Annotated in this window: 27 protein-coding genes; 14 read left to right on the top strand and 13 right to left on the bottom strand. The window is 46.1% G+C overall.

Features of this window, described 5'->3' with window-relative positions; translation table 11 throughout:
- Nucleotides 1–218 (top strand): hypothetical protein (locus ACAN55_RS21635; protein ID WP_379137835.1); only part of this gene is annotated, 218 nt, incomplete at its 5' end.
- On the opposite strand, the gene ACAN55_RS21640 is transcribed toward ACAN55_RS21635, so the two are convergent.
- A complete protein-coding gene (locus ACAN55_RS21640) occupies nt 200–571 on the bottom strand; it encodes a hypothetical protein (RefSeq protein WP_379137838.1) in 372 nt (123 codons plus the stop codon). The two genes, ACAN55_RS21635 and ACAN55_RS21640, sit on opposite strands and share 19 nt — an antisense overlap.
- A 25-nt stretch (nt 572–596) precedes the next feature.
- Nucleotides 597–1544 carry an SDR family oxidoreductase gene (locus tag ACAN55_RS21645; protein ID WP_379137841.1) on the bottom strand — a complete coding sequence of 316 codons (948 nt, stop codon included), beginning with the start codon at nt 1542–1544 and terminating at the stop codon, nt 597–599.
- Nucleotides 1545–1711: 167 nt separating this feature from the next.
- Between ACAN55_RS21645 and ACAN55_RS21650 the strand changes: the two genes are divergently transcribed.
- Together ACAN55_RS21650 and ACAN55_RS21655 are read left to right on the top strand one after the other, a co-directional pair.
- On the top strand, nt 1712–2086 hold the full coding sequence (locus ACAN55_RS21650; RefSeq protein ID WP_379137844.1) for a MerR family transcriptional regulator: 375 nt from the start codon (nt 1712–1714) through the stop codon (nt 2084–2086).
- A gap of 323 nt (nt 2087–2409) precedes the next feature.
- Nucleotides 2410–4494, top strand: a complete 2085-nt coding sequence (locus ACAN55_RS21655) for a methyl-accepting chemotaxis protein (RefSeq protein WP_379137847.1) — start codon at nt 2410–2412, stop codon at nt 4492–4494.
- A gap of 122 nt (nt 4495–4616) precedes the next feature.
- Here the strand turns inward: ACAN55_RS21655 and ACAN55_RS21660 are convergent, their stop codons facing one another.
- From ACAN55_RS21660 to ACAN55_RS21690, 7 genes are all read right to left on the bottom strand, one after another.
- Entirely contained in the window at nt 4617–5432 is an 816-nt protein-coding gene (locus ACAN55_RS21660; protein WP_379137850.1) for an ABC transporter ATP-binding protein, read from the bottom strand.
- Nucleotides 5432–6463 (bottom strand): FecCD family ABC transporter permease, encoded by a 1032-nt coding sequence (locus ACAN55_RS21665; RefSeq protein ID WP_379137852.1) that lies wholly within the window; start codon nt 6461–6463, stop codon nt 5432–5434. Before ACAN55_RS21665 ends, ACAN55_RS21660 begins: the two co-directional genes overlap by 1 nt.
- Entirely contained in the window at nt 6460–7494 is a 1035-nt protein-coding gene (locus tag ACAN55_RS21670) for a FecCD family ABC transporter permease (RefSeq protein ID WP_379137855.1), read from the bottom strand. The genes ACAN55_RS21665 and ACAN55_RS21670 overlap by 4 nt, the downstream gene beginning before the upstream one ends.
- Nucleotides 7495–8568, bottom strand: coding sequence for an iron-siderophore ABC transporter substrate-binding protein (locus ACAN55_RS21675; protein ID WP_379137858.1), 1074 nt, complete (start codon nt 8566–8568; stop codon nt 7495–7497).
- A 235-nt stretch (nt 8569–8803) separates the two neighbouring features.
- Nucleotides 8804–10297, bottom strand: coding sequence for a peptide MFS transporter (locus ACAN55_RS21680; RefSeq protein ID WP_379137861.1), 1494 nt, complete (start codon nt 10295–10297; stop codon nt 8804–8806).
- A 284-nt stretch (nt 10298–10581) separates the two neighbouring features.
- Nucleotides 10582–10986 carry an SRPBCC family protein gene (locus tag ACAN55_RS21685; protein WP_379137864.1) on the bottom strand — a complete coding sequence of 135 codons (405 nt, stop codon included), beginning with the start codon at nt 10984–10986 and terminating at the stop codon, nt 10582–10584.
- Between the two features lie 22 nt (nt 10987–11008).
- The gene (locus tag ACAN55_RS21690; protein WP_379137866.1) at nt 11009–11851 is read right to left on the bottom strand and encodes a helix-turn-helix transcriptional regulator; all 843 of its coding nucleotides are present in this window, start codon (nt 11849–11851) and stop codon (nt 11009–11011) included.
- A gap of 116 nt (nt 11852–11967) precedes the next feature.
- Between ACAN55_RS21690 and ACAN55_RS21695 the strand changes: the two genes are divergently transcribed.
- The 4 genes from ACAN55_RS21695 to ACAN55_RS21710 all read left to right on the top strand — a co-directional run bounded on the left by ACAN55_RS21695 (nt 11968) and on the right by ACAN55_RS21710 (nt 15049).
- Nucleotides 11968–12810 carry an NAD-dependent epimerase/dehydratase family protein gene (locus ACAN55_RS21695; protein WP_379137868.1) on the top strand — a complete coding sequence of 281 codons (843 nt, stop codon included), beginning with the start codon at nt 11968–11970 and terminating at the stop codon, nt 12808–12810.
- Nucleotides 12811–13149: 339 nt separating this feature from the next.
- Nucleotides 13150–14004, top strand: coding sequence for a GyrI-like domain-containing protein (locus ACAN55_RS21700; protein ID WP_379137957.1), 855 nt, complete (start codon nt 13150–13152; stop codon nt 14002–14004).
- A 5-nt stretch (nt 14005–14009) separates the two neighbouring features.
- Nucleotides 14010–14594, top strand: coding sequence for a GNAT family N-acetyltransferase (locus ACAN55_RS21705; RefSeq protein ID WP_379137871.1), 585 nt, complete (start codon nt 14010–14012; stop codon nt 14592–14594).
- Nucleotides 14595–14635: 41 nt separating this feature from the next.
- The gene (locus tag ACAN55_RS21710; protein ID WP_379137874.1) at nt 14636–15049 is read left to right on the top strand and encodes a VOC family protein; all 414 of its coding nucleotides are present in this window, start codon (nt 14636–14638) and stop codon (nt 15047–15049) included.
- A gap of 143 nt (nt 15050–15192) precedes the next feature.
- Here the strand turns inward: ACAN55_RS21710 and ACAN55_RS21715 are convergent, their stop codons facing one another.
- The gene (locus ACAN55_RS21715) at nt 15193–15624 is read right to left on the bottom strand and encodes a MarR family winged helix-turn-helix transcriptional regulator (protein WP_379137876.1); all 432 of its coding nucleotides are present in this window, start codon (nt 15622–15624) and stop codon (nt 15193–15195) included.
- A gap of 181 nt (nt 15625–15805) precedes the next feature.
- On the opposite strand from ACAN55_RS21715, the gene ACAN55_RS21720 reads away from it, so the two are divergent.
- The 3 genes from ACAN55_RS21720 (at nt 15806) to ACAN55_RS21730 (ending at nt 19629) form a co-directional block, all read left to right on the top strand.
- On the top strand, nt 15806–17086 hold the full coding sequence (locus ACAN55_RS21720; protein WP_379137878.1) for an amidohydrolase family protein: 1281 nt from the start codon (nt 15806–15808) through the stop codon (nt 17084–17086).
- A gap of 4 nt (nt 17087–17090) precedes the next feature.
- Nucleotides 17091–18509, top strand: a complete 1419-nt coding sequence (locus ACAN55_RS21725) for an MDR family MFS transporter (protein WP_379137881.1) — start codon at nt 17091–17093, stop codon at nt 18507–18509.
- 139 nt (nt 18510–18648) lie between these two features.
- Nucleotides 18649–19629: a phosphotransferase gene (locus ACAN55_RS21730; RefSeq protein WP_379137884.1), complete on the top strand. Its 981-nt coding sequence runs from the start codon at nt 18649–18651 to the stop codon at nt 19627–19629.
- A gap of 106 nt (nt 19630–19735) precedes the next feature.
- Here the strand turns inward: ACAN55_RS21730 and ACAN55_RS21735 are convergent, their stop codons facing one another.
- Complete coding sequence (locus ACAN55_RS21735; RefSeq protein ID WP_379137887.1) at nt 19736–20713, bottom strand: hypothetical protein; 978 nt, start codon at nt 20711–20713, stop codon at nt 19736–19738.
- Complete coding sequence (locus tag ACAN55_RS21740) at nt 20710–21204, bottom strand: RNA polymerase sigma factor (protein ID WP_379137890.1); 495 nt, start codon at nt 21202–21204, stop codon at nt 20710–20712. Before ACAN55_RS21740 ends, ACAN55_RS21735 begins: the two co-directional genes overlap by 4 nt.
- Nucleotides 21205–21351: 147 nt before the next feature.
- Here ACAN55_RS21740 and ACAN55_RS21745 point away from each other — a divergent pair, with 147 nt between their 5' ends.
- Genes ACAN55_RS21745 through ACAN55_RS21755 form a run of 3 tightly spaced genes read left to right on the top strand, consistent with a single transcriptional unit; the run spans nt 21352 to nt 22745 of the window.
- Nucleotides 21352–21858 carry a MerR family transcriptional regulator gene (locus ACAN55_RS21745; protein WP_379137893.1) on the top strand — a complete coding sequence of 169 codons (507 nt, stop codon included), beginning with the start codon at nt 21352–21354 and terminating at the stop codon, nt 21856–21858.
- Entirely contained in the window at nt 21855–22286 is a 432-nt protein-coding gene (locus ACAN55_RS21750; RefSeq protein ID WP_379137896.1) for an SRPBCC family protein, read from the top strand. The genes ACAN55_RS21745 and ACAN55_RS21750 overlap by 4 nt, the downstream gene beginning before the upstream one ends.
- A 12-nt stretch (nt 22287–22298) precedes the next feature.
- The gene (locus tag ACAN55_RS21755; RefSeq protein ID WP_379137899.1) at nt 22299–22745 is read left to right on the top strand and encodes an SRPBCC family protein; all 447 of its coding nucleotides are present in this window, start codon (nt 22299–22301) and stop codon (nt 22743–22745) included.
- 126 nt (nt 22746–22871) lie between these two features.
- Here the strand turns inward: ACAN55_RS21755 and ACAN55_RS21760 are convergent, their stop codons facing one another.
- Nucleotides 22872–23510: a nitroreductase family protein gene (locus ACAN55_RS21760; RefSeq protein ID WP_379137901.1), complete on the bottom strand. Its 639-nt coding sequence runs from the start codon at nt 23508–23510 to the stop codon at nt 22872–22874.
- Nucleotides 23511–23628: 118 nt separating this feature from the next.
- Between ACAN55_RS21760 and ACAN55_RS21765 the strand changes: the two genes are divergently transcribed.
- Complete coding sequence (locus ACAN55_RS21765) at nt 23629–23988, top strand: MerR family transcriptional regulator (RefSeq protein WP_379137904.1); 360 nt, start codon at nt 23629–23631, stop codon at nt 23986–23988.
- The last annotated feature ends 202 nt before the right edge of the window (nt 23989–24190 follow it).

A 24190-nucleotide genomic window follows, 5' to 3' on the forward strand; every position in this document is an offset into this window, starting at 1 on the left:
AATATTCCATGAACCGCCGTATACCGAACGGTACGTACGGTGGTGTGAGAGGTCGGGGGCTCGCCGCCCCCTCCTACTCGATTGAAGCTATCCTAATAAGGCAAGCCATCTTGCTGCTAACAGAACATGGCTCGCCAGGTAAAGTGCTTGTTTTTACTAATAAAAAAGGCGAAAGAGTGCTTACTTCTTCAGATCCAAATTACAGGTGTAGCAGATAGGAAGCAATAGCTGCGATAACGAGCAAAACAAATACGGCACTGATGAATTTCGGTTCCTTATACGGAAGGAATTTAATGCTGAATGCCAGCCAGAGAACGGCGGCAGCGAGGGTGAGCGTGAGGACCGGCCATTGAACCACCAGTTCCGGTGCCCGAAGAACAAGGATCAGGCCGAACAACCCAAATAGAATTTCCCCCAGTGCGAAGGCGGTATTCATTCCATAATAATAGGTTGTCTCCGTACTGGGAGTTCGTACACCTCGCACATATTGGGAAATCACATCAACTATGAAATGCATTGAACCCGTAACAATAATCCAGCCATAGGCTACTACCCACAAAGTTATTCTCATAGATTCAAACTCCCGATCAAGAGGATTATGGTTTCATGGAAGCGATTGTGTCGAAATCGATATGCGTCAGTTGTTTGGACACTTCCCACAGTCTGGAAGCGACAGCGGTATCTAACCCTTGAGGAGCAATCTTGCCAGGCTTTGGTAATCCTCTTATCTCTCCAGGACCGCCGGGACCGTAATAAGTCTCCGCTTTAGCGTCTGGCGATGTGGCTGCAAACAGCGTTGGAAGCGCGCCTTGTGCGGCCGGTTGGAAGAGGATCGGACCCAGCAGTCTTCTTGCAATACCTGCGGGGCTGTTCGGCCCGGCCCCATTGACAAGTAAGTCCGTACGCGACACCCCCGGATGAACCGGGATGCTCAGTAGTCCCCAGCCTGAAGCGTCACTGCGTCGCTGCAGTTCTAGTGCGAACATAATCATGGCAAGTTTAGATTGCGCATAGGACTTCATTGCTTGATAACGGGCTTCGAATTGCAAGTCGTCGAAATGGATGGCGCCGCTGCGGTGGGCAACGCTGCTTAGATGGACCACTCGTGGTGCTTTTCCTTTGCGCAGCAGGGGCATCAGATGAGCTGTCAACGCAAAGTGTCCGAGGTAATTGGTACCCAATTGAAGCTCAAAACCGTCTTTTGTGGTTTTGCGGGTTGGTGGCGTCATTACGCCGGCATTGTTGATCAGAAGATCAAGGCTGTGACGCTTTTTACTCATCCGTTCACCGAACGCTTGCACCGAGGCCAGGCTGGCAAGATCCAATTCCTCAAAACGTATGTTGGCTGAGGGGACACTGTTGCGGATCTTTTTAACCGACTCTGATCCCTTTGCTGCGTTGCGGCCGGCTAATATGACCTCTGCCCCATGTTTAGCCAGCTCCAAAGCCGTTTCGTAGCCCAAGCCCCCCGTGCCGGTAACAATAGCCGAACGTCCTCGCTGAGATGGAATATCTGATGCTGTCCATTTAGGGAATTTCTCCATTTGGCTTACACTCCTTTGTTTAATTGCTATAGCTCTTATTCGTATGGTCAGCTTCTGATCATCGTCATTGAAAATCGACTGGCTGCTCTATATACTAAATGCTAACACTTAGAGTTTTATCGAAGTCAAGCGGTCGTTTTCAATATGAATCTTAGAGGTGAAGGATGATGTATAGTATCAATGAAGTAGCTGCGATTTGCGATGTGACTGCGCATACGCTCCGCTTTTACGATAAAGAAGGACTATTGCCTTTTGTGGGACGCAATGACGCGGGGAATCGGATATTTTCTGACCAGGATTTGGGGCTTATTAAATTGATATGCTGCCTGAAGAACACGGGAATGCCTATTAAAGAGATTAAAAGGTATATCGAAATGCTCATGGAAGGCGAACATACTGCGGAAATGCGGCGGCAAATGATCCTCTCACAGCGTAAGGAAGTGCTGCGGCAAATGGATGAATTAAAAAAGAATCTGAACATTCTTGATTTGAAGGCTGCTTTCTACGACTCCTATAAAGTCGGGCTTCAGAGTGAACATTAAGAGCTCTTGTCCAATCATTTACTTGGAGTTAACTCTAACTGTTTTTAATAGCATGCTCACAATAAGGCAATGGACTTGGTTCACCCAACGGTGAGCCTTTTTGTTGTAGTCGCACTTTAAGGGCAAACCCATCTGTGCCTTGAACTCGTCAAACCGTACGCAGAGCAGCGATCCTCCCATTACAGGAGAGTCGCTGCTTTTGTTTGCTTTGTTCGAGAAAATAATGTCGAATTTATAGCATAATTGTGACGAATTATGTCGTAAATTGTAGAATATATTGGTATAATGTCGGTGAGTATAAAAGTGTACATGGGGGAGATCTTATGCCAAAAGACCAGCAGCCCGTAATCAACAAGAAGAAGATTGTATTGGAGTTCAATGTATTGCAACGACTAAGAAATATTGATTTTAAGAAAATGGTCAAAGGGATGCGGTTTCGAATCACTGTTTTAATAATGATTATGTCGCTGGTCCCTCTTATTCTTATTTCCTATATTGAGATGAGTCAGTATGATAAGGAAACAACGAGTAATATCTCAGATAAGGAGCTCACTCTGGCTCGTACGAATGCCGATATTGTGGATGATTGGCTGGGTGAGAAGATATCCAACATCGAAGAAGTGATTACAAATACGAAGGATTTCAACAAGCTAAGTCTTGAGGATGTTAATAAACTGGTAAATCCTATTGGTATAATAGATACGGAGGTCGCATCAACATCAATGATACCTGCAACAGGTAAAATTGGTGTCGGTGATAAAGTGTTTGACCTTTCCGAGAGAGATTATTTTCGTATCCCTCGCGATACGGGAAATCCAGCTATAAGTGATATATTCATCAATAAATCATCAGGAAATATGAATATCGGTTTTGGTGTTCCAATCTATAATGAGACTAAGGAATTCAACGGTGTCGTTGTCAGCCTTGCAGAGATTGATATCTTGAAGAAATATATCGGCAAAATTAGTCTCGAGAAAACGGGTTACGGGTTTATGTTATCCAGTAAAGGTGATTTTATCTATCATCAGGATAAGAAGTATTTGAATCAAAACTATGCAAAGACGCTTAAAAGCAAAACATTAATGGATGCGATGAGTAATCATGTGATGGTGGAGGATAGCGGAGTTGTTACATATATAGATGATAAAGGTATAAGCAAGCAAGCGGCCTTTGCAACGGTTCCGAGAACGGGCTGGAAAGTCGTCATTACGGTTCCAAAATCTGAGGTATACGAGGAACTTGACCGTACGACGCTCTTGACCCTGATTCTGGTTGGTTCAACGGGTGTCATCGTGATCCTTCTTTCTATCCTGCTTGCAGGATTTATTGCCAGACCCATTGAGCGCTTATCCCGTCATGTGGATATCCTTGCAAAGGCAGATTTCACGAACTCCGTTTCACCTCATTTACTGAAACGCAGCGATGAAGTAGGAAACCTTGCCCGCTCGATAGACACAATGACCGGATCCATTCGCGAGGTATTGAAGCAGGTTGTAGAAGAAACCTCCAATGTTAAGCTCAATATCAATCAATCCTCCGAAAGAATGGTTGAATTAACTTCGCAAGCGGAGGACGTATCTTCTACAACAGAGCAGATGTCCGCCGGAATGCAGGAAACGGCTGCTTTGACGGAGCATATGAATGCTACTTCTGAAGAAATCTCGAAAGCTGTTCATTCTATCGCCGATAAAGCCCAGGAAGGGGCGGAGGTGGTAAAGGATATCTCCGGTAGAGCTCAGCAGTTAAGAGAAGAGGCTATTCAATCCAGAGGAACCGCACAAGAAATACGGAATGTGATTGATACGGAATCGAGGACCGCTATCAAGAAGGCGGATGCCGTTGAAGAGATTAACGTGCTGACTGCTTCCATCCTGCAGATCACCAGCCAGACCAATTTGCTCGCCTTGAACGCATCTATTGAAGCGGCACGTGCAGGAGAAGCGGGCAGAGGCTTTGCAGTGGTGGCTAATGAAATCCGCAAATTAGCTGAGCATTCAGCGGTAACGGCCAATAGAATTAAGGAGGTCAATCGACTGGTTCTGGAATCGGTTCGTGGGATACGACTGGCTTCGGAGAAGGCCCTTGAGTTTATCGATCAAACGGTAATTCATGATTATAGCCGGCTGGTTGATACGGGAGAGCAATACTTCAAGGATGCGGCTACATTTGAAAATTTGGTCGTCGATTTTAGCGCAACATCGGAGGAACTGCTGGCTTCGATCCAAACCGTGAGTCAGTCTATTAAAGAAGTGACTATCTCCAATAATGAGAGTGCAGTCGGAACTCATGACATCGCAGAGAGAACAGCGGAGATGTTAAGTAAATCGGAGGACATGTCGAATTTAATGAAGACTACGGAAGATACTGCGCTTAAGCTGATTGAGGCCGTATCCAGATTCAAGATTTAAGGATCGTCAATCAAGTTACTCAAGACCAAAAGGCCATCCCGCGAAGGATGGCCTTTTAATTTGCCATCGTGATGCCAAGGGAAGAAGTAGAGCATAATGCTGCAGGGTCATTGTTCTCTAGTTTAAGAGTACATTTGCATTCTATTATGATGCCGTCCAATAGGAACCACAGATGGAGAACCCGATACGGTGTCTTTGATTACAGCGCATTGAAGACAAAAAATGTCTTTAATCAAATTGCTTGTAATCACCTTTGACGGCTCGCCTTCGGTTACAAGCTTTCCTTCATGAAGAGCAAAGATATGGTCTGCATAACGTGCAGACAAATTGATATCATGAAGCACCATTACAATGGTGGTACCACGTTTGCGGTTCAAATCTGTCAGCAGATCAAGGATTTCGACTTGGTAGGTGATATCTAAGTAAGTAGTTGGTTCATCCAGAAACAATATGTCTGTTTGTTGTGCCAGAGCCATCGCAATCCAGACACGCTGTCTTTGACCGCCTGAAAGCTCATCGATATTCCGGTCGGCAAATTCAGTAATATTCATAATCTCCATGGCCTCAGTGACAGCTTCATAATCCTTTTTGGTCCAGCCTCTAAGAAACGTTTGGTGCGGGTATCTTCCCCGGCCCACTAAATCAGCAACCGTTATTCCTTCTGGAACCACAGGAGATTGAGGGAGAAGTCCTAACACCCGTGCCAATTGTTTTGGCGGAATTTTGTGAATGGGCGCTCCATCCAGGGTAACTTGTCCGGAGGTAGGTTTAATAAGTCTGGCCATCGTTTTAAGCAGTGTGGATTTACCACAGCCGTTGGCTCCAATAATAATGCTTATTTTATTGCTGGGAATTGAAATGCTGACCTCATGCAGAATGGTTTTATTATCGTATCCGGCGGTGATTTTTTCAGCTTGAAAAATATGTGTCGGGTTCATTATAAATCACCCTTTCGATTGATTCGGATGAGCAGGTAGATCAAGTAAGGCGCACCCAGGATTCCTGTAATTACACCTACAGGGTATCTGGCAACGAAGGCGAATTGTCCAATAAGATCGGATGCTAAAACCAAAATGATTCCAACAAGACCAGCTGGGAGAATGCCTGAAAAACCCGCACCTACAAGTCTTTTTGCGATAGGTCCGGATAGGAATGCGACAAATGCGATGGGCCCTGTTGTAGCTGTAGCTAACGCAATGATAAGTACTGAACTGACAATAAGAGCAATCCTTGTCTTATCCGTATGGATTCCGAGTGAAGTTGCTGCCTGCTCTCCAAGTTCTAACATATCTAATGGTTTCCTGAATGAGAAGATTACAGGGGTGAAGATAAGAACTGTAATGATCAGAGGATATAAGTTATCCATCTTGGCCCCGTTTAAACTGCCGCTTAGCCATCTCATGGCCGTAGGGACATCTTGTTGCTTACCAATGAGTAGTAAGTAGGATATGACAGCGTTAAGCATTGCTTGAATTCCAATTCCTATTAATATCAATCTGCCGATAGAGAAGGAGGTTCCTTTGGATAACAGCATGATCACTAACACTGTAGCCAGTCCGCCCACAACAGAAGCAATTGAAACAACCATATTACTGGCATGCAGAACAATGATGCAAAAAACAGCGGCTGCACTTGAACCGGCGGTTATTCCTATAACATTCGGGTTAGCTAAAGGATTTCGTAACATGGTCTGGAATACATATCCGCCAACTCCGAAAGCAAATCCGGCAAAAATCCCTGAAATCAGCCTCGGAAAACGTATGGTACCCACTGCAAAAGTCGCACCTTTTACATCCTCACCCAGCAGAACGCGAAGTACAACCTGAACGGGATAAAATGTGTTGCCCAGCATAAGCATTGTGCAGCAAAGGGCGAGAGCAATGCTTGCAAGTAAGGAAGTCATAATTATGAAACGACGGCGTCTTTTGGCTCTGCCTAATTTAATAAGGTTCACATTTTCATTCATCATAGAGCACGCATTTTCGCTTTCATAGTTAATAGGATTAGAATAGGAGCTCCAATAAATGCTGTAACTATACCCACTTCCAGCTCCCCGGGACTCCCAATAAGCCTGCCACATATGTCCGATATCGTTAGAATAATTGCCCCTGAGAGGGCTGACATTGGGATAATATAGCGTAAATCGGGTCCGATAATGAGTCGCACTACGTGGGTGGCTAATAGACCAATGAAGCCGATCGGGCCTGCCAGTGCTGTTGCTGCACCGCATAGTAGAATACCGGCAAAAGCAGCAACTAGTCTAAGCAATCCAGTACGAACTCCCAGTCCTTTAGCAACTTCATCGCCTAATGCTAATGCATTCAGTGCCGGCGCTGTGAACAAGGCGATCAGTATTCCAACCGTTAAAAAAGGAATAAAAGTAGAGATAGAGCTCCAGCTTCCTGATCCAACACTGCCTACTTGCCAAAATCGAAATTGATCCATAACGTTCGTGCGGGGAATCATGATTGCGATAACAAGAGATGATAATGCAGCACTTGTAGCAGCACCTGCTAAAACGAGTTTAAGGGGGGTGGCTCCCCCACTCCCCATAGACCCGATTCCGAATACAAAAATGGCTGTTATGATTGCCCCCAGCAGTGCAAGCCATATATATTGACTGGCAGTACTAGCATTCAAGAAGGAAATTCCGCAGACTACAAATAGAGCCGCCCCAGTGTTGACTCCCAATATACTAGGATCTGCAATAGGATTACGGGTGACGGATTGCATTAGAGATCCGGAGACCCCTAATGCAGCCCCGCACATAAGGCTAAATATAGTTCGGAAAATCCGTTGACGTACAACAAGTGCTTCGTGGGTCTGTACATCAGGGTGGAGCAAACCATCCATAAGCTCAGTCCATCCAATGGCACGAGAGCCAAAGGCAAGAGACGCTAATACACTAGCACCGAGTAAAATAATAAGGAGTATGAGTAATTTTATAAAATGCTTCGGAACAAGTAACTGCTTATTTTCTGAAACGGCTGTATTCATCATTTAGTTCAACTTGCTAACAGCTTCTGAGAGTAATTTCAGGTATTCATCAATGGAATAATTAATGGCAAGCGGGTTTGGATTTCCTGCCGCTGCAAGCGGAGTGTTATCTCCAATAATGACAACAGATCCTCTTTTAACGGCTGGAATCTCCCCAAGGATGGGATCAGCTTGAAGTGCTTTCAATGTATTCTCATCTCCATAAGATACAAAGATATCAAGGTCGTTAAGAATATCTGCATTTTCAGCGCTTAGTTCTAAATAGAAACTGCTTGGGTCAGTTACTTGACTCGTAATACTTTCAGGGTATTGCATGCCTAACTCCGTAAGGAATTCACCACGGGCATCGGTTGGTGTATAAACATAAAACTTAGATAAATCAGTAGCGGTAAGGCTGACAAAGGCGGCTTTTTTACCTTTAATTTCGGGATATTCATTTGCTTTATCTTGAATTAGCTTCTCTGTATCGGCAATAAGCTGCATGCCTTCTGCTTCCATTCCCATACCCATGGAATTGTATTTAATTTGTTCGCGCCATGAAGCCAGCCACGGGCTGGATTGATAAGCTACAACCGGAGCGATTTCGCTTAATGTATCATATTCTTCTTGAGTGATTCCTGAATAAGCTGCAAGAATGACATCCGGATTAGCATCCGAAATGGCTTCGAAATCCAAGCCGTCCGTATCTTGAAAGATATTTGGATTTTCTTCACCAAGTTCTTTTAACTTCTCGGCAGTCCAAGGTAACATTCCGCTCTCATCTTGAACGCCGTAGTTTGCAGCTGAGAAACCTACAGGCACAACGCCAAGTGCAAGAACAACATCATGGTTTGCCCATGAAATAGTGACAACACGTTCAGGTTTCTTTTCAATCACAGTTTCCCCTAATGCGTGCTTGATCCTGATGGGATATTTAGATGTAGCTGCTGCATCTTTGGAATCCGTAGCTTCTGGTTTTGACCCTTCATTTGAGGCAGATTCAGAATTTGATTGCTGATTGGAACAACCAACCAGTGCTAACACAAGCATAGCAATCATTAGTATTGTGAATAATGAGAATTTTCTTTTTGCATTCATTTGTGTACCCGCCCTCACCACGAATTTATTTGATAATAATTATCATTATCAATAATATAAGTTCTCCTTTGGTGGGTTGTCAACAAATTATCATCCGCGAAACACGAAAAGTGGACAACGAATTCTGCAATCTGTGGGAAATGAGCTTTTAGAGAAAGCGTGGTTAAATAGTTCAACCAACAAAAAAGGAGCACCAGAGTAAACGGGTGCTCCTTACTTATCAACGCTTGTTCTTCTACTGAATGCCTTTCATATACCCCTGAATTTTCGGGGAGAACGAGAAGAGCAGAATACCGAGGATGATTGCTGCTCCTCCAATGACACCAAAGTACACCATTTCGGTGGAAGGCGAATAGAATTTCACAATCTGCGCATTAATCGCTTGGGCAGCTGCATTGGATAAGAACCATAAGCTCATGGTCTGAGCTGAGAAAGCGGAGGGTGCTAATTTTGTCGTGGCCGATAGGCCTACAGGGGACAAGCATAATTCCCCCAGCACAACGATGAAATAACTGAGAACGAGCCATAAAGGATTGACCATGGCATCCTCACCGCCAAAGTATGCCGGCAACAGGATCACAAGGAAGGATAATCCGGCGAATAATAGACCCAAGGCGAATTTCTTCGGTATCGAGGGCTGCCGTTTTCCGAGTTTCACCCAAAGCCAAGCGAATACAGGGGCTAATGTGATTACGAACAAAGGGTTTAGAGACTGAAACCAGGCTGGAGAAATATGAAGTCCGGCGAAATCCAGTTGCGTCCGTTTATCCGCATAGCTGGCAAGGATGGTTGACCCTTGTTCTTGAATCGCCCAGAACATAATTGCTGCAATAAAGAGCGGAATATAAGCCACGAGTCTTGAGCGTTCAACGCTTGTTGTCCGCGGACTACGGAACATGACAATAAAGTACAGGGTTGGAATCAGAATTCCCAGAATACCTACGATCACGACAAAGGATTTAAACGTTAACAGACCTAACGGAATCGTAATAGCAACGATAACAGCGAGAAGCGCTGCGCCGATACCGAATAGAAGGGATACTTTTTTTCGTTCTGCTGGTGATAACGGACTTGCTACTACAGTGCCTGCAAGGCCGAGGTTTTTCTTCTTGGTACTGATGAAGAGAATTAAGCCCAGGAACATTCCGACAGCTGCAATTCCGAAGCCCAGGTGGAAATTATAATCCATACCGATGGTTCCAATAATGAGCGGTGCGATGAATGCCCCCAGGTTGATGCCCATGTAGAAAATACTGAACCCTGCATCCCGGCGCCCATCATGTTCGCTGTATAGTTCACCTACAATACTGGATACATTAGGCTTCAGCAAGCCTGTACCTAGTACGATCAGAACCATGGATACAAAAAATAAGGTAATACTTCCCGGAATGGCCAGGGTGATGTGCCCCAGCATGATTAATATGCCGCCGTAGAATACAGCTTTGGAAGCTCCAAATATCCGATCCGCTAACCAGCCGCCAATAATCCCGGACATATAGACAAGTGAACCATAGATAGACATAATGGCGAGCGCGGTGCTCTCATCCATGCCGAGTCCGCCTTGACTCAGTTCGTAGTACATATAATAAACAAGGATAGCTTTCATCCCATAGTAGGAAAAACGCTCCCAGAACTCTGTGAAGAACAGAGTGAACAACCCTTTAGGATGTCCCAAAAAACCCCGTTGCGGAACACTTTCCACGATTTTTTGCTTGTTTAAATCAGCCATGCTGATACTTCCTCCCTTGTTGGTAACTTAAATTTGTGCTAAAAGTATCATCCCTTAGTAAGAATACCCGTTATGAGTCATTTTCAACGTTCCAAGCCCATATTAGTCTCTACAGCGGATGCAAAGAGGTTATTATACTACACTCGATGTAAGGTTGGATGTGATATAACTCAAAAAATGGAGTTTATAAAGATCATTATCAAGGCTGAAGGGAAAAATAAGGATGGAATAGAAAAGGCACGATTAGCCTGGTAAAGTGCTAATCGTGCCTTTTAATCTGTACACTATATATTAGACTCGAGGGTCTTTTTCATAACCTCTGCGCCGCGATCTACACGAGCTTGAATCTCAGGAGTGAGATGCTCTGGAAGGAAATCAGTTATCCAAAGAAGCTTAGTGCCGCTATCGCCATGAGGAAAGACTTGGAAAGATGCGTGATGATGCAGCAAAGGCATGCTTCCTTCTTGTACCGCATAAGCCATTCGGCGTTCCCTTTCATCAATGGAAACGATGAACTCGCGGACCATACCACCATTTGGCAGTATGAGTGTTCTTTCGTGGCCGTTCATAAGGGTATTCTCGGTATAGCCAGGGACCAGACGATGATGGACAGCACCCACATCGCTCACCGCATCCCACACCTGATCAGGCAAGGCAGCAATCAAAATCTCCTTGTAAATTGTTGGCATATCATCACACTCCTTGAGCTCATTATATTACTTTTCCGTCCTGATTACTCACTATACTTCCCAGACGTGCAGCCGTATCCGCTGAAGCAGTATAAATCATGATCTTCAGATCCGGATGGGTCGGCGGCTGGAGAGTCACATGTTCAAACTCCATCTCTCCGATACGGGGATCGTACCACCGTTTGTGGCAGTCGGTTACGACCTGAACGTCATGCATCGGCCAGCTCTCACGAAACAACTGGCTGGTCTGCATAAATTCCTCAATAAGCTCCTGGAATCCCGGATCATTAGGGAAGTGTCCATAATCCGCACGAAAGCGTGCAATCATGATTTGTCTTTTGTTTCCCCAATCCTTTATACCTGATCCCAACCTGTTTTTTGTCAGGAAGAGTCTCATATAATTGGGTTTATACTGCAGATGATCTGATAATGACGGGAACTCGAATACAAACTCAGCGGCTTTGTTCCAGTACAGCAAATCCCAGGTTCTCCCGAGCACAAATGCCGGATTCGGTTCAAGAGCCCTAATCATCTGTTCCAAGCCTGTATTTAATTGCGGATGTTCCAGCTTGTCCTGTTCTGCCGGTCTTGCAAGAAGATAGAGATGGCGGCGTTCATCCTCAGTCAATTGCAGTGCTTTGGCTATGTTATTCAGTACATCCTCTGACGGATTAACACTTCTGCCTTGTTCCAAAGAGGTGTACCATGATGTTCCGATATGGGCAAGCTGGGCAACTTCTTCCCTTCGCAGCCCCGAGGTCCGGCGTGATCCATAGGATACCAATCCTACTTCTTCCGGAGTAAGACGCTCCCGGCGCGAGCGCAAAAATTCGCCTAATGACTTTCTGGAAGGAATTTCTTCCATTCAAACTCCTCCTTATCCTGACACTTTCAATCATACGATAAACGCAGGAAGGTTGCTACTTACGCGTTCTATTATACTGCCAGTATAGCTTCTAAAACTTAGGAGGATTTGAAACCATGAACATTTTCGTAACAGGTGCCACAGGAAAAGTAGGAAGCCGTTTTGTCCCGCGTATGTTGCAGCGGGGCCATCACGTTAAAGTATTAGTTAGGGACGCTGCAAAGGCAGATTGGCTTCGTCAGCAGGGAGCTGAACTTATTGAAGGCGATCTTTTAAAGCCGGAGGGTTATGTGGACGCTCTACGGGGTACTACTGCTGTGATTCATTTGGCAGCTCAGTTCCGCGGGGTGGACGAGAATACCGCCAAAATTTCAAACCTCGATGGCAGCATAGCCCTGGCAGGCGCTGCATTACAGGCGGAAGTGCCCCGATTTGTTTTTGCCAGTACCAATAATGTATACGGCTCCGGGAATCGGTCAAGACCCAACCGTGAAGATGACGAGCTTAGACCTGCCTTTGCTTATCCGCAAACCAAAGCCGCAGCCGAAACGGCTCTGCTGGAGCTTCACCGCGAACAGGGAATGGGACTGCGTATCGTACGGCTTCCTTTTGTCTATGGTGACCGCGATCCGCATATCGAGGAATTTCTACCGCATATGCGTAACTGGAATCCGGCTAAACGAATGCATATGGCACACCATGCGGATGTAGCTCAAGCTCTGTTACTCGCCGCTTCCACACCAGGTATTGATGGCAGGATCTATAATGTTGCTGACGATGCGCCGATCTCCGCTGCGGAATTAGCCCAACTCTATCATAGTGAATTTACGCCAGATGCCCTGCAGCAGGCTTACGATCCATGGGATATGGTCGTCGATACCACACGGATCAGAGAAGAATTAAATTACCGGCCGATTTATCCGTCATTTTATACGGCAAGAGATGCCGGGGCGCTCTAAATAAAGGTGAAGGCGCTTGATAACGGAACAAAGTGAGACCCCAAAAGGCCATCCTGCGAAGGATGGCCTTAAAACTTGCCGTTACAGGCAGCTTGGTGAACCGTATCATAAGAGATGATGCAATGTCTTTGCCCGCGAAGCACTTCGCCGACAATAATTTCTTTTAATTTCCAATCCCTACTTGTACTATAGATCTGTATTCTCTTATTTGCTCGGGTACTGAACTAAGCACTCTATGCCCGAAGGAGAGCGACGATTACCTTGCATTTTTTGTGCACAGATTGCAAGGCTTTATTTTTCGTAATGTTTTATATTGAATGTCGAGAGGATGTAGCGGCAATGGATTGGGTTTCGAGAATGAATGAGGCCATAAATTATATCGAAGATCATATTACCGAAGAGATAGCTTACTCCGAAGTAGCTAAAGTCGCATGTTACTCCGCATACCATTTCCAACGTCTGTTTTCTTTTATTACCGAGGTTTCGTTGCCAGAGTATATTAGACGGCGGCGCCTCACTTTAGCGGCCTTTGAGCTTCAGAGCAGCAATATTAAAGTAATTGATCTTGCCCTGAAGTATGGCTACGATTCGCCGGAGGCTTTCGCTCGTGCTTTTCAAAATATACACGGTACAACGCCAACCGCTGCACGCCATGCAGGAACGAAGCTTAAAGCCTTTCCCCGAATGTCCTTTCAACTCTCAATCAAAGGGGTTGCGGAAATGAACTACAGGATTGAAGAAGTGGATCCGTTTACGATTGTAGGAGTCAAGAACCGTATTAACACAGAACATGCCTTCGAAATTGTGCCCCCCTTATGGCGTGATGCAAGAGAATCAGGGGTTTTTGAGCAGCTATGGGAAATTCGGAATGTAGGCCATAAGGTCAGAGGAATTTTAGGTGTCTGTGCCAATGGAGAGTTCGGCAAAAATGAAGAATTTGATTACATACTAGGAATCACTTCTGACGAGATTCCCCCTGAAGGTATGGTGAAGATGGACTTTCCGCAAGCAACATGGGCGGTTTTTGAGGCGGAGGGATCGCCGAATCATATTCAGGATATATGGAAACGACTCTATACAGAATGGGTTCCCGTTTCTTCGTACGATCTTGCTTATTTGCCGACAATTGAATGCTACCTGCCTATAGAGGACAATAAAAACGAATTATGGGTACCCGTTATTAAGAAAGGGTGAGACTATTGAATATAAGCTCCGTTTTTGGTCAATTTCCCGAAATCCAATCCGAAACCATCGTACTTAAAAAAGTTGCAGAAACCCACCTGGACGATGTCTTTGACATCTTTAATAATGACCGGGTATTTGAATACTGTGGGATTATTCCTAAGCATAATAAAGACACCGTAATGAACATGATTGGGCATTTTGAGCGGGATTTCAATAAGAAAACAAGGATCAAATGGGGAATATTTATCAAAGCAGAAGAGGAGAAGCTTGTTGGAATCATTGAGGCTGTTGATTTTAATCAGAAAGTCGATATGGTTACAATCGGATATTTCCTGGCCGAAACTTACTGGAGAAAGGGAATTGCGACTCAAGCAGTAAACGTGCTTCTACGATATTTATTTGAAGACGTACACGTCAACCGGGTACAAGCGGAAGTGATGCCTGCCAATCATGCTTCCCAAAAGGTGTTATTGAACAATGGTTTCCTTAAAGAGGGCACCTTGCGGCAAGCATCTGTATGGTCTGGTAAGGGAGTCGTAGATCTCCAAATTTACGGTATCTTAAAGGAAGAATATATGGCACACTCTGCGGATGTATGAACTATATATTGAATTTCTATTGGAGAGGTGGAATTATCGGCGTGAGAGTTAAATTAGAAGGAATCACTGTTTTGGCGGTTGATGTGCCCGGATTAACTAGCTTTTATCGGGATGTCCTGGGGTTTAAGGCTGTTGTTGAAGAAGATCATTACGCTGAATTTGAGAATGACGGCGTGCGTTTAGCTATTTTCTCCGGACCTTTAATGGCAGATAACACGAACGGTCATCTTTCTTTTAAAGAAGAGCGTAAGGGGCAAGCCTTCGAGCTTAACTTCGAATGTAATTCACCCGAGGATGTTCATGTGATGTATGATGATTTAGTTTCAAAAGGGGCTACAGGAATAGCAGCGCCGAAGGTGGTGCCCTGGGGGCACACCACAGGATTCTTTGCAGATCCGGAAGGTAACATTCATTCCCTCTTTGCGGTTAACCCCGTTACGGCGGGGAATAGTTGAGGATCACACTTCAAGGAAATATGAGACAAGCCAGTTTATCTTTAGAATATTTCGGTTAAAACAGGAGTCCCCTTTCGGCTGAATGCTCAGCTGAAGGGGACTTTTAGATAATATATCAGGCTTACAATGATCGCCTCAAAATACTACATGGTTGTTTTAACTTTGATTAATAATTTCATGAAGGCCGCACTTTCTTCTTCGGTAAGGCCCCGGGTAATGTTTTTCTCTACTTCTGTAAATATTTCGTCGAATTCTTCGACGAGGTCGGCGCCTTTTTTTAATAAATATATTCTTTTTTGCCGCTCGTTATCTTTGGGGATTTCACGCTTGATATACCCCTTTTTCTCAAGTCCTTGAAGCATGCTGGTAATGGTAGCTCCTGTACGGTTAAAGTGATCAGCTAAATCCTTCTGGATCACGCCTTTGTCCTGATGTTCAAAAATATAGCCCATCATCTGTCCTTGCTGAGCGTTTAGCCCCAGTTCCGATAACCTGGCATTCGCCATGCCTCTGATCTTCATGCCGATATCCCGAATCGAATCCGAATAAGGGGTGTGCAAGCCTTGCTTAGTCATCCTGCGCCTGACTCCTTCGCTATAGTTTGAAATCTAATTATAAGATCATCTTAAATTTAGAAAGCCGAATTGTCAAAGGCAAACTGTTAGATAACAAATAATATTTATATTGACAGTTTGAATTCAAACAGTTATATTTCAATCATAAATAAACCATATTTTTATATTGGAGGCTGACACAATGATTACTGCAATCACAAACGTGCGTATATTTGACGGCGAGAAAGTGATCAGACCGACCACGGTCCTGATCGAAGGGGAACAGATCCTATCCGTGGGCGGGGAAATTCCGGAGCATGCAACCATTATCGATGCGGAAGGCGGGACATTGCTGCCGGGTCTGATTGATGCTCACGTTCACACTTCCGTAGAGGGCTTGCGCGATGCATTGAAATTCGGAGTTACGACAGAGCTGGAAATGATGGGCGGATACACAAAAAGCGGCCGTGAAGCACAATTGAAGGGTCTTGAGGATATTGCCGACGTACGATCTGCCGGAATGGGAGTCACACCTCCCGGCGGTCATCCGGATGAACTCATGCCGGGGGATGGAGAAATTCCGGACTTTGTTCTGAAGGAATTAGAGAAGATGAGTGAGGAAGACCGCAACGCAATGCTGGCCGCCCATGCGCATGATCATGGAGAGGCGCTAACGGTATCGAACCTTGACGAAGCTGTAGCGTTCGTCGGCGAACAGGTTAATGCGGGTGCCGACTATATCAAGATTATGATCGAAGAAGGGACGGTATTAGCTGCACCCGGGCTGCCTGTCTTAAGTCAGGATATTCTGAGAGCGGCTGTAGAGGAAGCGCACCGGCATCAAAAAATTGCAATTGCGCATGTATTGACTGCCGAATCTGCCCGGTTAGCCATAGAAGTCGGGGTTGAGGGACTCGCCCACATTTTCATTGACCGCCCGGAGAGCACTCCCGAATTGGTTGCGATGATTGCAGAGGCGGGTGCTTTCGTTACGCCATGTCTTGTCTTGAACTCCTCGATTATCGGTCACACTGCATCGGAAATGGCAAGTGATTCGCGTGTGAGTTCCAAGCTCAGCCCCGAATGGATCGATACGCTGAATTCCAGCTTCAATACGTATCCGCAAGGCAGCATGGAAGATAACTTTCTGAATGTAATGGACCTTCACCGTGCAGGCGTGGACATCCTAGTGGGTACAGACGTATCTGTACCGGTTCCATCACTGGGAGGACTTGCCCATGGAGTCAGCGTGCATCATGAGATGAAGTTGTTAGTGGAAGCGGGATTCACGCCTGTAGAAGCCCTTCAGTCTGCTACCTCGAAAACAGCACGCCGTTTCGGCCTGACCGATCGCGGATACATTGCAGAGGGGGCGAGGGCCGACCTGGTCCTGGTTGATGGCGACCCGACAACGAATATCTCGGATACGTTATCGATTCGCGGAGTATGGCAGCGGGGTATCCGGAAATCAACAGAGGCGTGAGACCATGATACAGCAATCCCAGAATGCACAAGCTGAATTTTCATTGCGGAGGATTCTACCCGTATTATTGACTGTCGCAGCCGGCATGTTCCTTGTGATCTTGGATAGTACGGTCATGAACGTGGCTGTGCCTAAGCTGGTCGAATCGTTTGACACCACTCTAGGTACGGTTCAATGGGTTATTACCGCGTATACGTTGGCCATGTCGGCCGTCATTCCGCTGGCGGGTTGGTTCTCGGATCGATTCTCAGCCAAGCGGGTATTTATCTTAAGTATCATTCTGTTTGTGCTAGCATCCGTACTTTGTTCATTCGCCAAGACGTCGGAGCAACTGATTATGTATCGGATCATTCAAGGGCTGGGAGGCGGGATGGTTGCTCCGATCGGAATTGCCACCGTATTCCGGATTTCTCCGCCCGACAGAAGAGGCTCTATTATGGGGATTCTCGGCATCCCGATGCTGTTAGCTCCGATTCTTGGGCCTGTGCTGTCCGGCTGGCTGATCGAATCTATCAGTTGGCATTGGATCTTTCTCATTAATGTTCCTGTTGGTATTGTTGCTTTCTTGATGGCCGTTAAATACCTTCCGGTCTCCAAGCCGTTGCATGAGATGAAATTGGATGTTCCGGGTGCTTTGCTGGCACCGATCGCCTTTACCTCTCTCGTATTCTGTGTTCATCAGGCCGGAGAAGAGGGCTTGCTGAACGAGTGGACACTTGCCTCTCTTGTGATCGGGTTTACTGCCATGTTGCTTTTCATTTGGCACGAACTCCGGCAGAAGCAGCCGCTGCTCGAACTGCGGGCGTTCCGTTCCCCGGCGTTTACGCACGGTATTATCCTGGGTTGGACCAACCAGATTGCCCTCTTCGGAAGCCTGCTGCTGTTCATGCTCTATCTTCAACAAGCCAAGGGGTTATCCCCGCTTGAGGCTGGACTGTACGTTATTCCCCAAGCCATCTTATCGACCATCGGAATTAACGCGGGTGGGAAGTTGTTTGACCGATATGGCGTTAGGCCGGTTGCCATTGCCGGGATAACTTCCCTCGCTTGTGCCTTGTTCGCCTTGACTCATATTACCTCGGACACCAGTCCGTTCTACATCATGTGCAGCTTTGCATTCGTAGGACTAGGTCAAGGACTGACGATGATGCAGATTAACACCCATGTCCTAAGGTCGGCACCCAGGGAGCTGGTCAGCCGTGTAACCCCGATTACTGCATCTGCGCAGCAGATTATGTCATCATTCGGGATCACGATAACGACTGCTTATCTCTCTCGTCAGATCCGGGCTTTACCGGCGCAGCATTCCGTAGAGCAGTTGGGACGCGCATTTGGTCATACCTTCTGGATTACACTATCCTTCTCGCTGATCGCCTTGATTCTGAGTTTGTTTCTACAACAAAAAAAGCCCAAGGAATCGTAATTCCTTGGGCTTTTCGTATGATCATTTTTGCAAAGACCTTATTCAACATCATAACAAAACGCGAAGAAACAGTCTATACTTTTTTTTCCAAATGCCCTATATTAATCAAGCAATAAATTGAGTAGAAGGAGAGCGGAATATGGACGGATGGAGTCATTTATTACAGGGAAGGCTCGGGATTTGGGCAGAACAGATTTTTGGAAAAGGTTATCCTCCGGAAGAAGCTGTGCAGCTGCGCGGCGGAGCGCAGAAGGTCGTTTATCAGGTTCGTTGTTCCAATGGTTTTCGTTTTATCCTGTATATCTGGGATGTACGGTTGAATTACTTTCGCCAAGAACTGGAACGGGATGAGGCTAAAACCGTTTCCGGTTTCGGGGGACTGCAATTTCAAACCGTTAACGCTTTGCTCAGGAAGCTGCATATTCGTACACCGGAGCTGTATCACTTTGAACCGGGCGGGCTAAAGGGTGAGGCGGATTTCGCATTTGTGGAGTATATCGAAGGAAAGGAAGCTTCAGAATTTTTTCATGCTGATCTGGCGATTCAGGATCAAATCTTCGAACCGCTTTCCGGGATGCTGAATCAGATGCATCAACAAACTAGAGAACACTGGGGGGCGCTGCATGAACCGGTGCCGCAAGTACAGTCCGGGTGCCATTTTCCTATGCTTGCCGAAGCTTACCGGCAGTTGGAGTATTTGGCTGAGAACCTTTCGGAATATCGGAATCATCATGACAGGTTTGTTCAAGTCATAGAGGCGTTGGCAGCACGAATTGTTGAAAGACCGTATTACAGCTTTATCCATGCGGAGCTTGGGCCGAACCATGTCCTGGTGGACAACCAACTGCGCCCGTGGCTGATCGATATCGACGGTGCCTTGTTTTTCGATCCTGAATATGAACACAGCTTCTTGGAGTTCCGGTTCGACAACTACGGGCGTTACTTGAAACATACTCACCTGGATCCCCATCGGATGGCCTTCTATAAGCTGTATCATCACATTTCCTACAGTGCGGGTCCCCACCGGTTGCTTCAAAGAGGATTTCCGGAAGCGGAATTAGTCAAAGAAATCATGGCGTTCAACACGCAGAGTGCCTTACGGGTAATTGCAGATTACTAAAATTTTGAAGAAGCGAATTTGGTTAAGGAACGATTGCACGCCGATGTGCATAAAGAAAGGGCCACCCCGCTAAGGATGGCCTTAAATCTTGCCGCTCGCGCTTACTTTACGGATTCATACTGTTCCACAGCGTTTGGAAAGCACCGGACTCGACCTCGAAGAATACCGGTGAATTGCCGTAGCGTACAAGTCCCTGACCAAATAGTGTCAACTCAACCCGGGCTTTGTCTTCCAATTGCAGGTAGATAATCTTGCGGTCTTCATTATCGTAAATGCCTTGCTCGATTAGCGGCTCCGCAGCCAGTGGTTTGGCCGCTTGGAGTGCTGTCAGGAAGCCTTCAAAGGCTTCATTGCCGGTGAGCGATGTGTACTGCTGCTTGCCGTTGTTCCAGCTGTCGAAGCTTTCCCACTGGGCGGCAGCGATTCGGCCTTCCAGATTCAGCTTGCCGAACAGGTCTGCTCCGCTGCTTACAGTGATGCCATTCGTATGTTCGAACAGTTCGGCGAAGATCTGGCCGTCCATTTCCGTATAAGACATAACGAGGAAGTCGGTGTCGTATCCTTTTACGGAATAGATATCCGCTTCACCGATGTTGGAGGATAGCTCGACATATTCATCTTTGCCGCTCCATTCGTCGATACCGCCAGTCGTCCGGCCCAGCTTCTCGCCGCGCAGCGCAGCAGCGTCAGCCGGGTCAATGCGAGTTGCTGCTTGTGTATAGATATTGTCCTTATATACGACTAGGGCGATCATATCTGCCTTGACGCCTGACTCCTTATCCGGCAGATCTATCTTGGGAATAACGATGCTAGCAGAAGTATTCGTTGCAGAGCCGCCCGGGCTTGAAGCGTCCGGATTTACTTGGGCCACCTGCTCCGGGGATGCCGTACCGTTCAACTGTTGCCATATACTTGGTGCAGACAAGCCGATCCCGGCGGCGAGCACAACGCTAGCTGCAATAATGACCATTTTACGGGGACGCTTCCGCTCCATTTTGCTGACTAATCCATGTTTCATTTCTTCGCTCGATTTCATCGAATCCACCGCTTTCTTGTATGTTGTCCGAAACTGATCTTCCTTCACTGCGGTTCATCTCCTTCCAGTTCCAGTTTTAACAGCTGCCGTCCCCGCTGAAGTCTCATCTTCACCGCAGACTCGCTGATTTGCAGAATCTTGCTGATCTCCTGGACGGGATAATCCTCGTAATAATACAGATGAATAACAGTCCTATACTTCACCGGCATCGCCAGCACGAGCTGTAAGATCGCCAATTCCTCGGGGCTGTCAGCCGTAACCGGCTCCGCGCCCTCCAGCCTGACTTCGCGCTTGCGCCAGCCTCTGCCCAGTAGATTCTTGCAATGATTGGTGATTACCCGGATCAGCCAGGCTTTCTGGTGTTCGTCATCTTTGAATTGAGGTGCTTTCTCCATTAGTTTGATGAAGGTGTCCTGAGTGGCTTCTTCAGCATCCTGGTAACTGCCCAGATGAACCAGAGCAATCCGGAACAGCATATCTGCGTAAATTTCGTAACTCTTCATCACATGATTGCCCGGCCGGGTCATGGATCGCTGCATGAGGTTATGCCCTCCTTTACCTATAACACCCTTAAGGACGGCATTTGGTCACATTTTGTTCCGAGGAAATTTTGCTTGCCCCTTACGTGACGTCATCTTTTATAATGAAGATACCGGTACACAGTTAGCGCTAACGAAGGAGTCGTTATGAAACGATATTGGAAGGTGGGAGATTTGGCAAGACTAACAGGACTCACCGTACGGACCTTGCGATTCTATGATCAGATCGGTATTTTCTCGCCATCGGGCCAGACGGAATCCGGTCATAGGCTTTATGATGAATCCGACCTGTCGCGTCTGCAGCAGATTGTATCGCTAAAGGAACTGGGCTTATCTCTTGACGAGATTCATTCTGTCCTATCCGAGGAGCAGATCAGCCCGATTGAGATCGTCAACCTGCAAATAGCCCGGACCCAGGAGCAAATCAAGCTGCATCAGAAGCTTCTTGAACAGCTCCAGCATGCATCCAAGTTGATGCAAGGGAAGTTGTCATTAACCGTAGAAGACTTCACAGGGCTCTTGCAGGCGATGAAAAAGAGCCATGAGAAACTGGTCATTGAGCGGCGTAAAAGTTGGGAGTATAGTCTGGATTTGCTGGGTCATTTTCTTGACGAGGAAGAGGAAGGAACGAAAGAAGAGGAGGACAAACCATGACCGAACGATTCGTCAAACACGCCACCTTCGTAGTGGAGCGGACGTATACAGCATCACCTGCGAGGGTCTACCAGGCCTGGGCCGATCCGGTAGCCAAAGCTAAGTGGTTCTCGAAGCCCGAAATCTTCGAATTTCGTCAGGGAGGACGTGAATACAGTAGGGGAGGTCCGCCAGAGGGACCGATCTTTACCTTCGATGCCTGCTACCAGGAGATTATTCCGGAGCAGCGCATTGTGTATACCTACACTTTGGATTCAGGTGACACACGCATTTCCGCTTCGCTCACAACAGTCGAGCTTATCCCGGCTGAGGGAGGCACGAGGCTGATCTTCACCGAGCAAGGGGCATTTTTGGACGGACACGACACGCCGGAAGTTCGCGAGCATGGTACGAATCTAATGCTGGATACACTGGGCACAACGCTCTAAGGAGGCATCTTTATGACAGTTAGCGCAGGCGAGAACGAAGTTATATCCTTGCGTGAGTTTGATTATCCGCGTGAGTTGGTGTTTGAAGCTTGGAAAAACCCCGAGCAACTGGCTCGCTGGTGGGGGCCGAAGGGTTTCACCAATACGTTTCACGAGTTTGACTTCAAGCCGGGAGGCCAATGGCGGTTTGTCATGCTAGGACCGGATGGGGTAGACTACCCTAATCACAGTGTCTTTGAGGAGATAGTCCCGTGGGAACGCATCGTACTCCATCATCTGAACACCCCGGAATTTCAGATCATCGCCACTTTCGAGGAGGCTGGGGGCCGCACCCGAATGACTTGGCGTCAGCGATTTATGAAAGCGGCAGTATTCGAACAGGTCAAAACATATGTGATTGAAGCCAATGAACAAAATTTCGACCGGCTGAGCGATCTGCTTACCGAATGTAGTGAATAAACGTATTAGAATGTTCCCATTGAAAAAGAATGCGGCAGCCATGGACAAGAAATAAGGTCCAAGGGCTGCCGCATTTTTTATTAAACAATTGCTTACGAAAATCAAAGGTAGATTACAGGTAAGTGGTTATCTCCAAAATGTAATCTTGTCCGAACTTAAGCGAACGGATTCATACCCTTCCTCCTTGGCTTTTCCTATTGAGATAATCATTACTGGAGCATAACGTTCTTCATCTAAATCAAATGCTTTGGCTACCTGGTCAACCTCAAAGCCAGCCATTGCATTCGTATCATAACCATGTGCACGAGCTACTAACATTAACTGCATGGCAAAAAGGCTGCTATCGACCTTTGCAACTTCAATTTTCACTTCTTTGGGCAGAGTCGGATACATCGACAGAATGGTCCCGAGTTGACTGTCCCGAACTTCAGCCGGCATTTTCCCTTGTTCCACGGCGGTATTATAAATTTCTTCAACATGTAAATAGCTCTGGGTATCACCAAAAATTAATAACATGGCAGATGAAGTATCGTTTTGTAATGTATTGAAACGTACAAGAGGTCTGAGTTTCTCTTTTCCTTCCGGAGTATCGACCACAAGTACACGCCAAGGCTGCATATTTGCAGAGGACGGAGCTAAACTGGCTTCCGAAATGATTTCGTTTATCTCATCTCTCGATATTTTAATGTTCTCATCATAATTACGCACCGAACGCCGGCCCTTGACTATACTGGTGAAATCGTTATTCAGAATATGGTTAAACATAGAATCTCTCCTTTGGATAACATAAAATTTTTGACATTGTGTATGTCGTTCGTTATCATAATCGCATTATGAACTATAAACTTAGGTTTATAGCAAATGAATAAAGAGAGGCCATAGGATGAGAATAAATGACGTTTCAAAATTAACGGGTCTGCCCATATCAACATTGAGATTCTATGAACGTAAAAATCTAATTCCGGACCCATTTGTGAAAAGAGATGTAAATAATTATCGTATTTACTCCGATGAGATTGTTGAATTTCTAGAAGATGTGAAGGCACTTTTATCCGTGGGCTTTTCTGTAGAAGAGTTAAGTTTACTGGTCAATCAACAACTTAATTTATCCTACGAGGAAAAGAAAACAATAGTTGAACAAAAAATCAAAGAAATTGAAGATCTCCAGAAGCGATTGACAAAGTCGAAAAAATTCTTGCATGCAACTCTCGAAGGAAAAGCAAATTTCCAAACAAAGTGTTAAGGACATAAGGCTAACCGCCAATGCGGCGTAACCATAACTTAATAAAACAAAAAAACCCGGCATATTTGCCGGGTTATTCTATGTATTAAATTGCACACAAAGAAGCTCTATGGTATGATGAGAAAATCACTAATGTTTTTTGAAAAAACCGCAGTATTACCGCATCTTATTTATACCTTAATTTTAGCACGCGGAAACACGG

Origin of the sequence: Paenibacillus oryziterrae (assembly GCF_042610485.1) — a bacterium.
Taxonomy (GTDB): Bacteria; Bacillota; Bacilli; order Paenibacillales; family Paenibacillaceae; genus Paenibacillus_AQ.

Excerpts from the sequence above, each read along its gene's own strand:
- ACAN55_RS21640 (WP_379137838.1), bottom strand. The coding sequence starts at position 571 with ATGAGAATAACTTTGTGGGTAGTAGCCTATGGCTGGATTATTGTTACG.
- ACAN55_RS21645 (WP_379137841.1), bottom strand. The coding sequence starts at position 1,544 with ATGGAGAAATTCCCTAAATGGACAGCATCAGATATTCCATCTCAGCGA.
- ACAN55_RS21650 (WP_379137844.1), top strand. The coding sequence starts at position 1,712 with ATGTATAGTATCAATGAAGTAGCTGCGATTTGCGATGTGACTGCGCAT.
- ACAN55_RS21655 (WP_379137847.1), top strand. The coding sequence starts at position 2,410 with ATGCCAAAAGACCAGCAGCCCGTAATCAACAAGAAGAAGATTGTATTG.
- ACAN55_RS21660 (WP_379137850.1), bottom strand. The coding sequence starts at position 5,432 with ATGAACCCGACACATATTTTTCAAGCTGAAAAAATCACCGCCGGATAC.
- ACAN55_RS21665 (WP_379137852.1), bottom strand. The coding sequence starts at position 6,463 with ATGATGAATGAAAATGTGAACCTTATTAAATTAGGCAGAGCCAAAAGA.
- ACAN55_RS21670 (WP_379137855.1), bottom strand. The coding sequence starts at position 7,494 with ATGATGAATACAGCCGTTTCAGAAAATAAGCAGTTACTTGTTCCGAAG.
- ACAN55_RS21675 (WP_379137858.1), bottom strand. The coding sequence starts at position 8,568 with ATGAATGCAAAAAGAAAATTCTCATTATTCACAATACTAATGATTGCT.
- ACAN55_RS21680 (WP_379137861.1), bottom strand. The coding sequence starts at position 10,297 with ATGGCTGATTTAAACAAGCAAAAAATCGTGGAAAGTGTTCCGCAACGG.
- ACAN55_RS21685 (WP_379137864.1), bottom strand. The coding sequence starts at position 10,986 with ATGCCAACAATTTACAAGGAGATTTTGATTGCTGCCTTGCCTGATCAG.
- ACAN55_RS21690 (WP_379137866.1), bottom strand. The coding sequence starts at position 11,851 with ATGGAAGAAATTCCTTCCAGAAAGTCATTAGGCGAATTTTTGCGCTCG.
- ACAN55_RS21695 (WP_379137868.1), top strand. The coding sequence starts at position 11,968 with ATGAACATTTTCGTAACAGGTGCCACAGGAAAAGTAGGAAGCCGTTTT.
- ACAN55_RS21700 (WP_379137957.1), top strand. The coding sequence starts at position 13,150 with ATGGATTGGGTTTCGAGAATGAATGAGGCCATAAATTATATCGAAGAT.
- ACAN55_RS21715 (WP_379137876.1), bottom strand. The coding sequence starts at position 15,624 with ATGACTAAGCAAGGCTTGCACACCCCTTATTCGGATTCGATTCGGGAT.
- ACAN55_RS21720 (WP_379137878.1), top strand. The coding sequence starts at position 15,806 with ATGATTACTGCAATCACAAACGTGCGTATATTTGACGGCGAGAAAGTG.
- ACAN55_RS21725 (WP_379137881.1), top strand. The coding sequence starts at position 17,091 with ATGATACAGCAATCCCAGAATGCACAAGCTGAATTTTCATTGCGGAGG.
- ACAN55_RS21730 (WP_379137884.1), top strand. The coding sequence starts at position 18,649 with ATGGACGGATGGAGTCATTTATTACAGGGAAGGCTCGGGATTTGGGCA.
- ACAN55_RS21740 (WP_379137890.1), bottom strand. The coding sequence starts at position 21,204 with ATGCAGCGATCCATGACCCGGCCGGGCAATCATGTGATGAAGAGTTAC.
- ACAN55_RS21745 (WP_379137893.1), top strand. The coding sequence starts at position 21,352 with ATGAAACGATATTGGAAGGTGGGAGATTTGGCAAGACTAACAGGACTC.
- ACAN55_RS21750 (WP_379137896.1), top strand. The coding sequence starts at position 21,855 with ATGACCGAACGATTCGTCAAACACGCCACCTTCGTAGTGGAGCGGACG.
- ACAN55_RS21755 (WP_379137899.1), top strand. The coding sequence starts at position 22,299 with ATGACAGTTAGCGCAGGCGAGAACGAAGTTATATCCTTGCGTGAGTTT.
- ACAN55_RS21760 (WP_379137901.1), bottom strand. The coding sequence starts at position 23,510 with ATGTTTAACCATATTCTGAATAACGATTTCACCAGTATAGTCAAGGGC.
- ACAN55_RS21765 (WP_379137904.1), top strand. The coding sequence starts at position 23,629 with ATGAGAATAAATGACGTTTCAAAATTAACGGGTCTGCCCATATCAACA.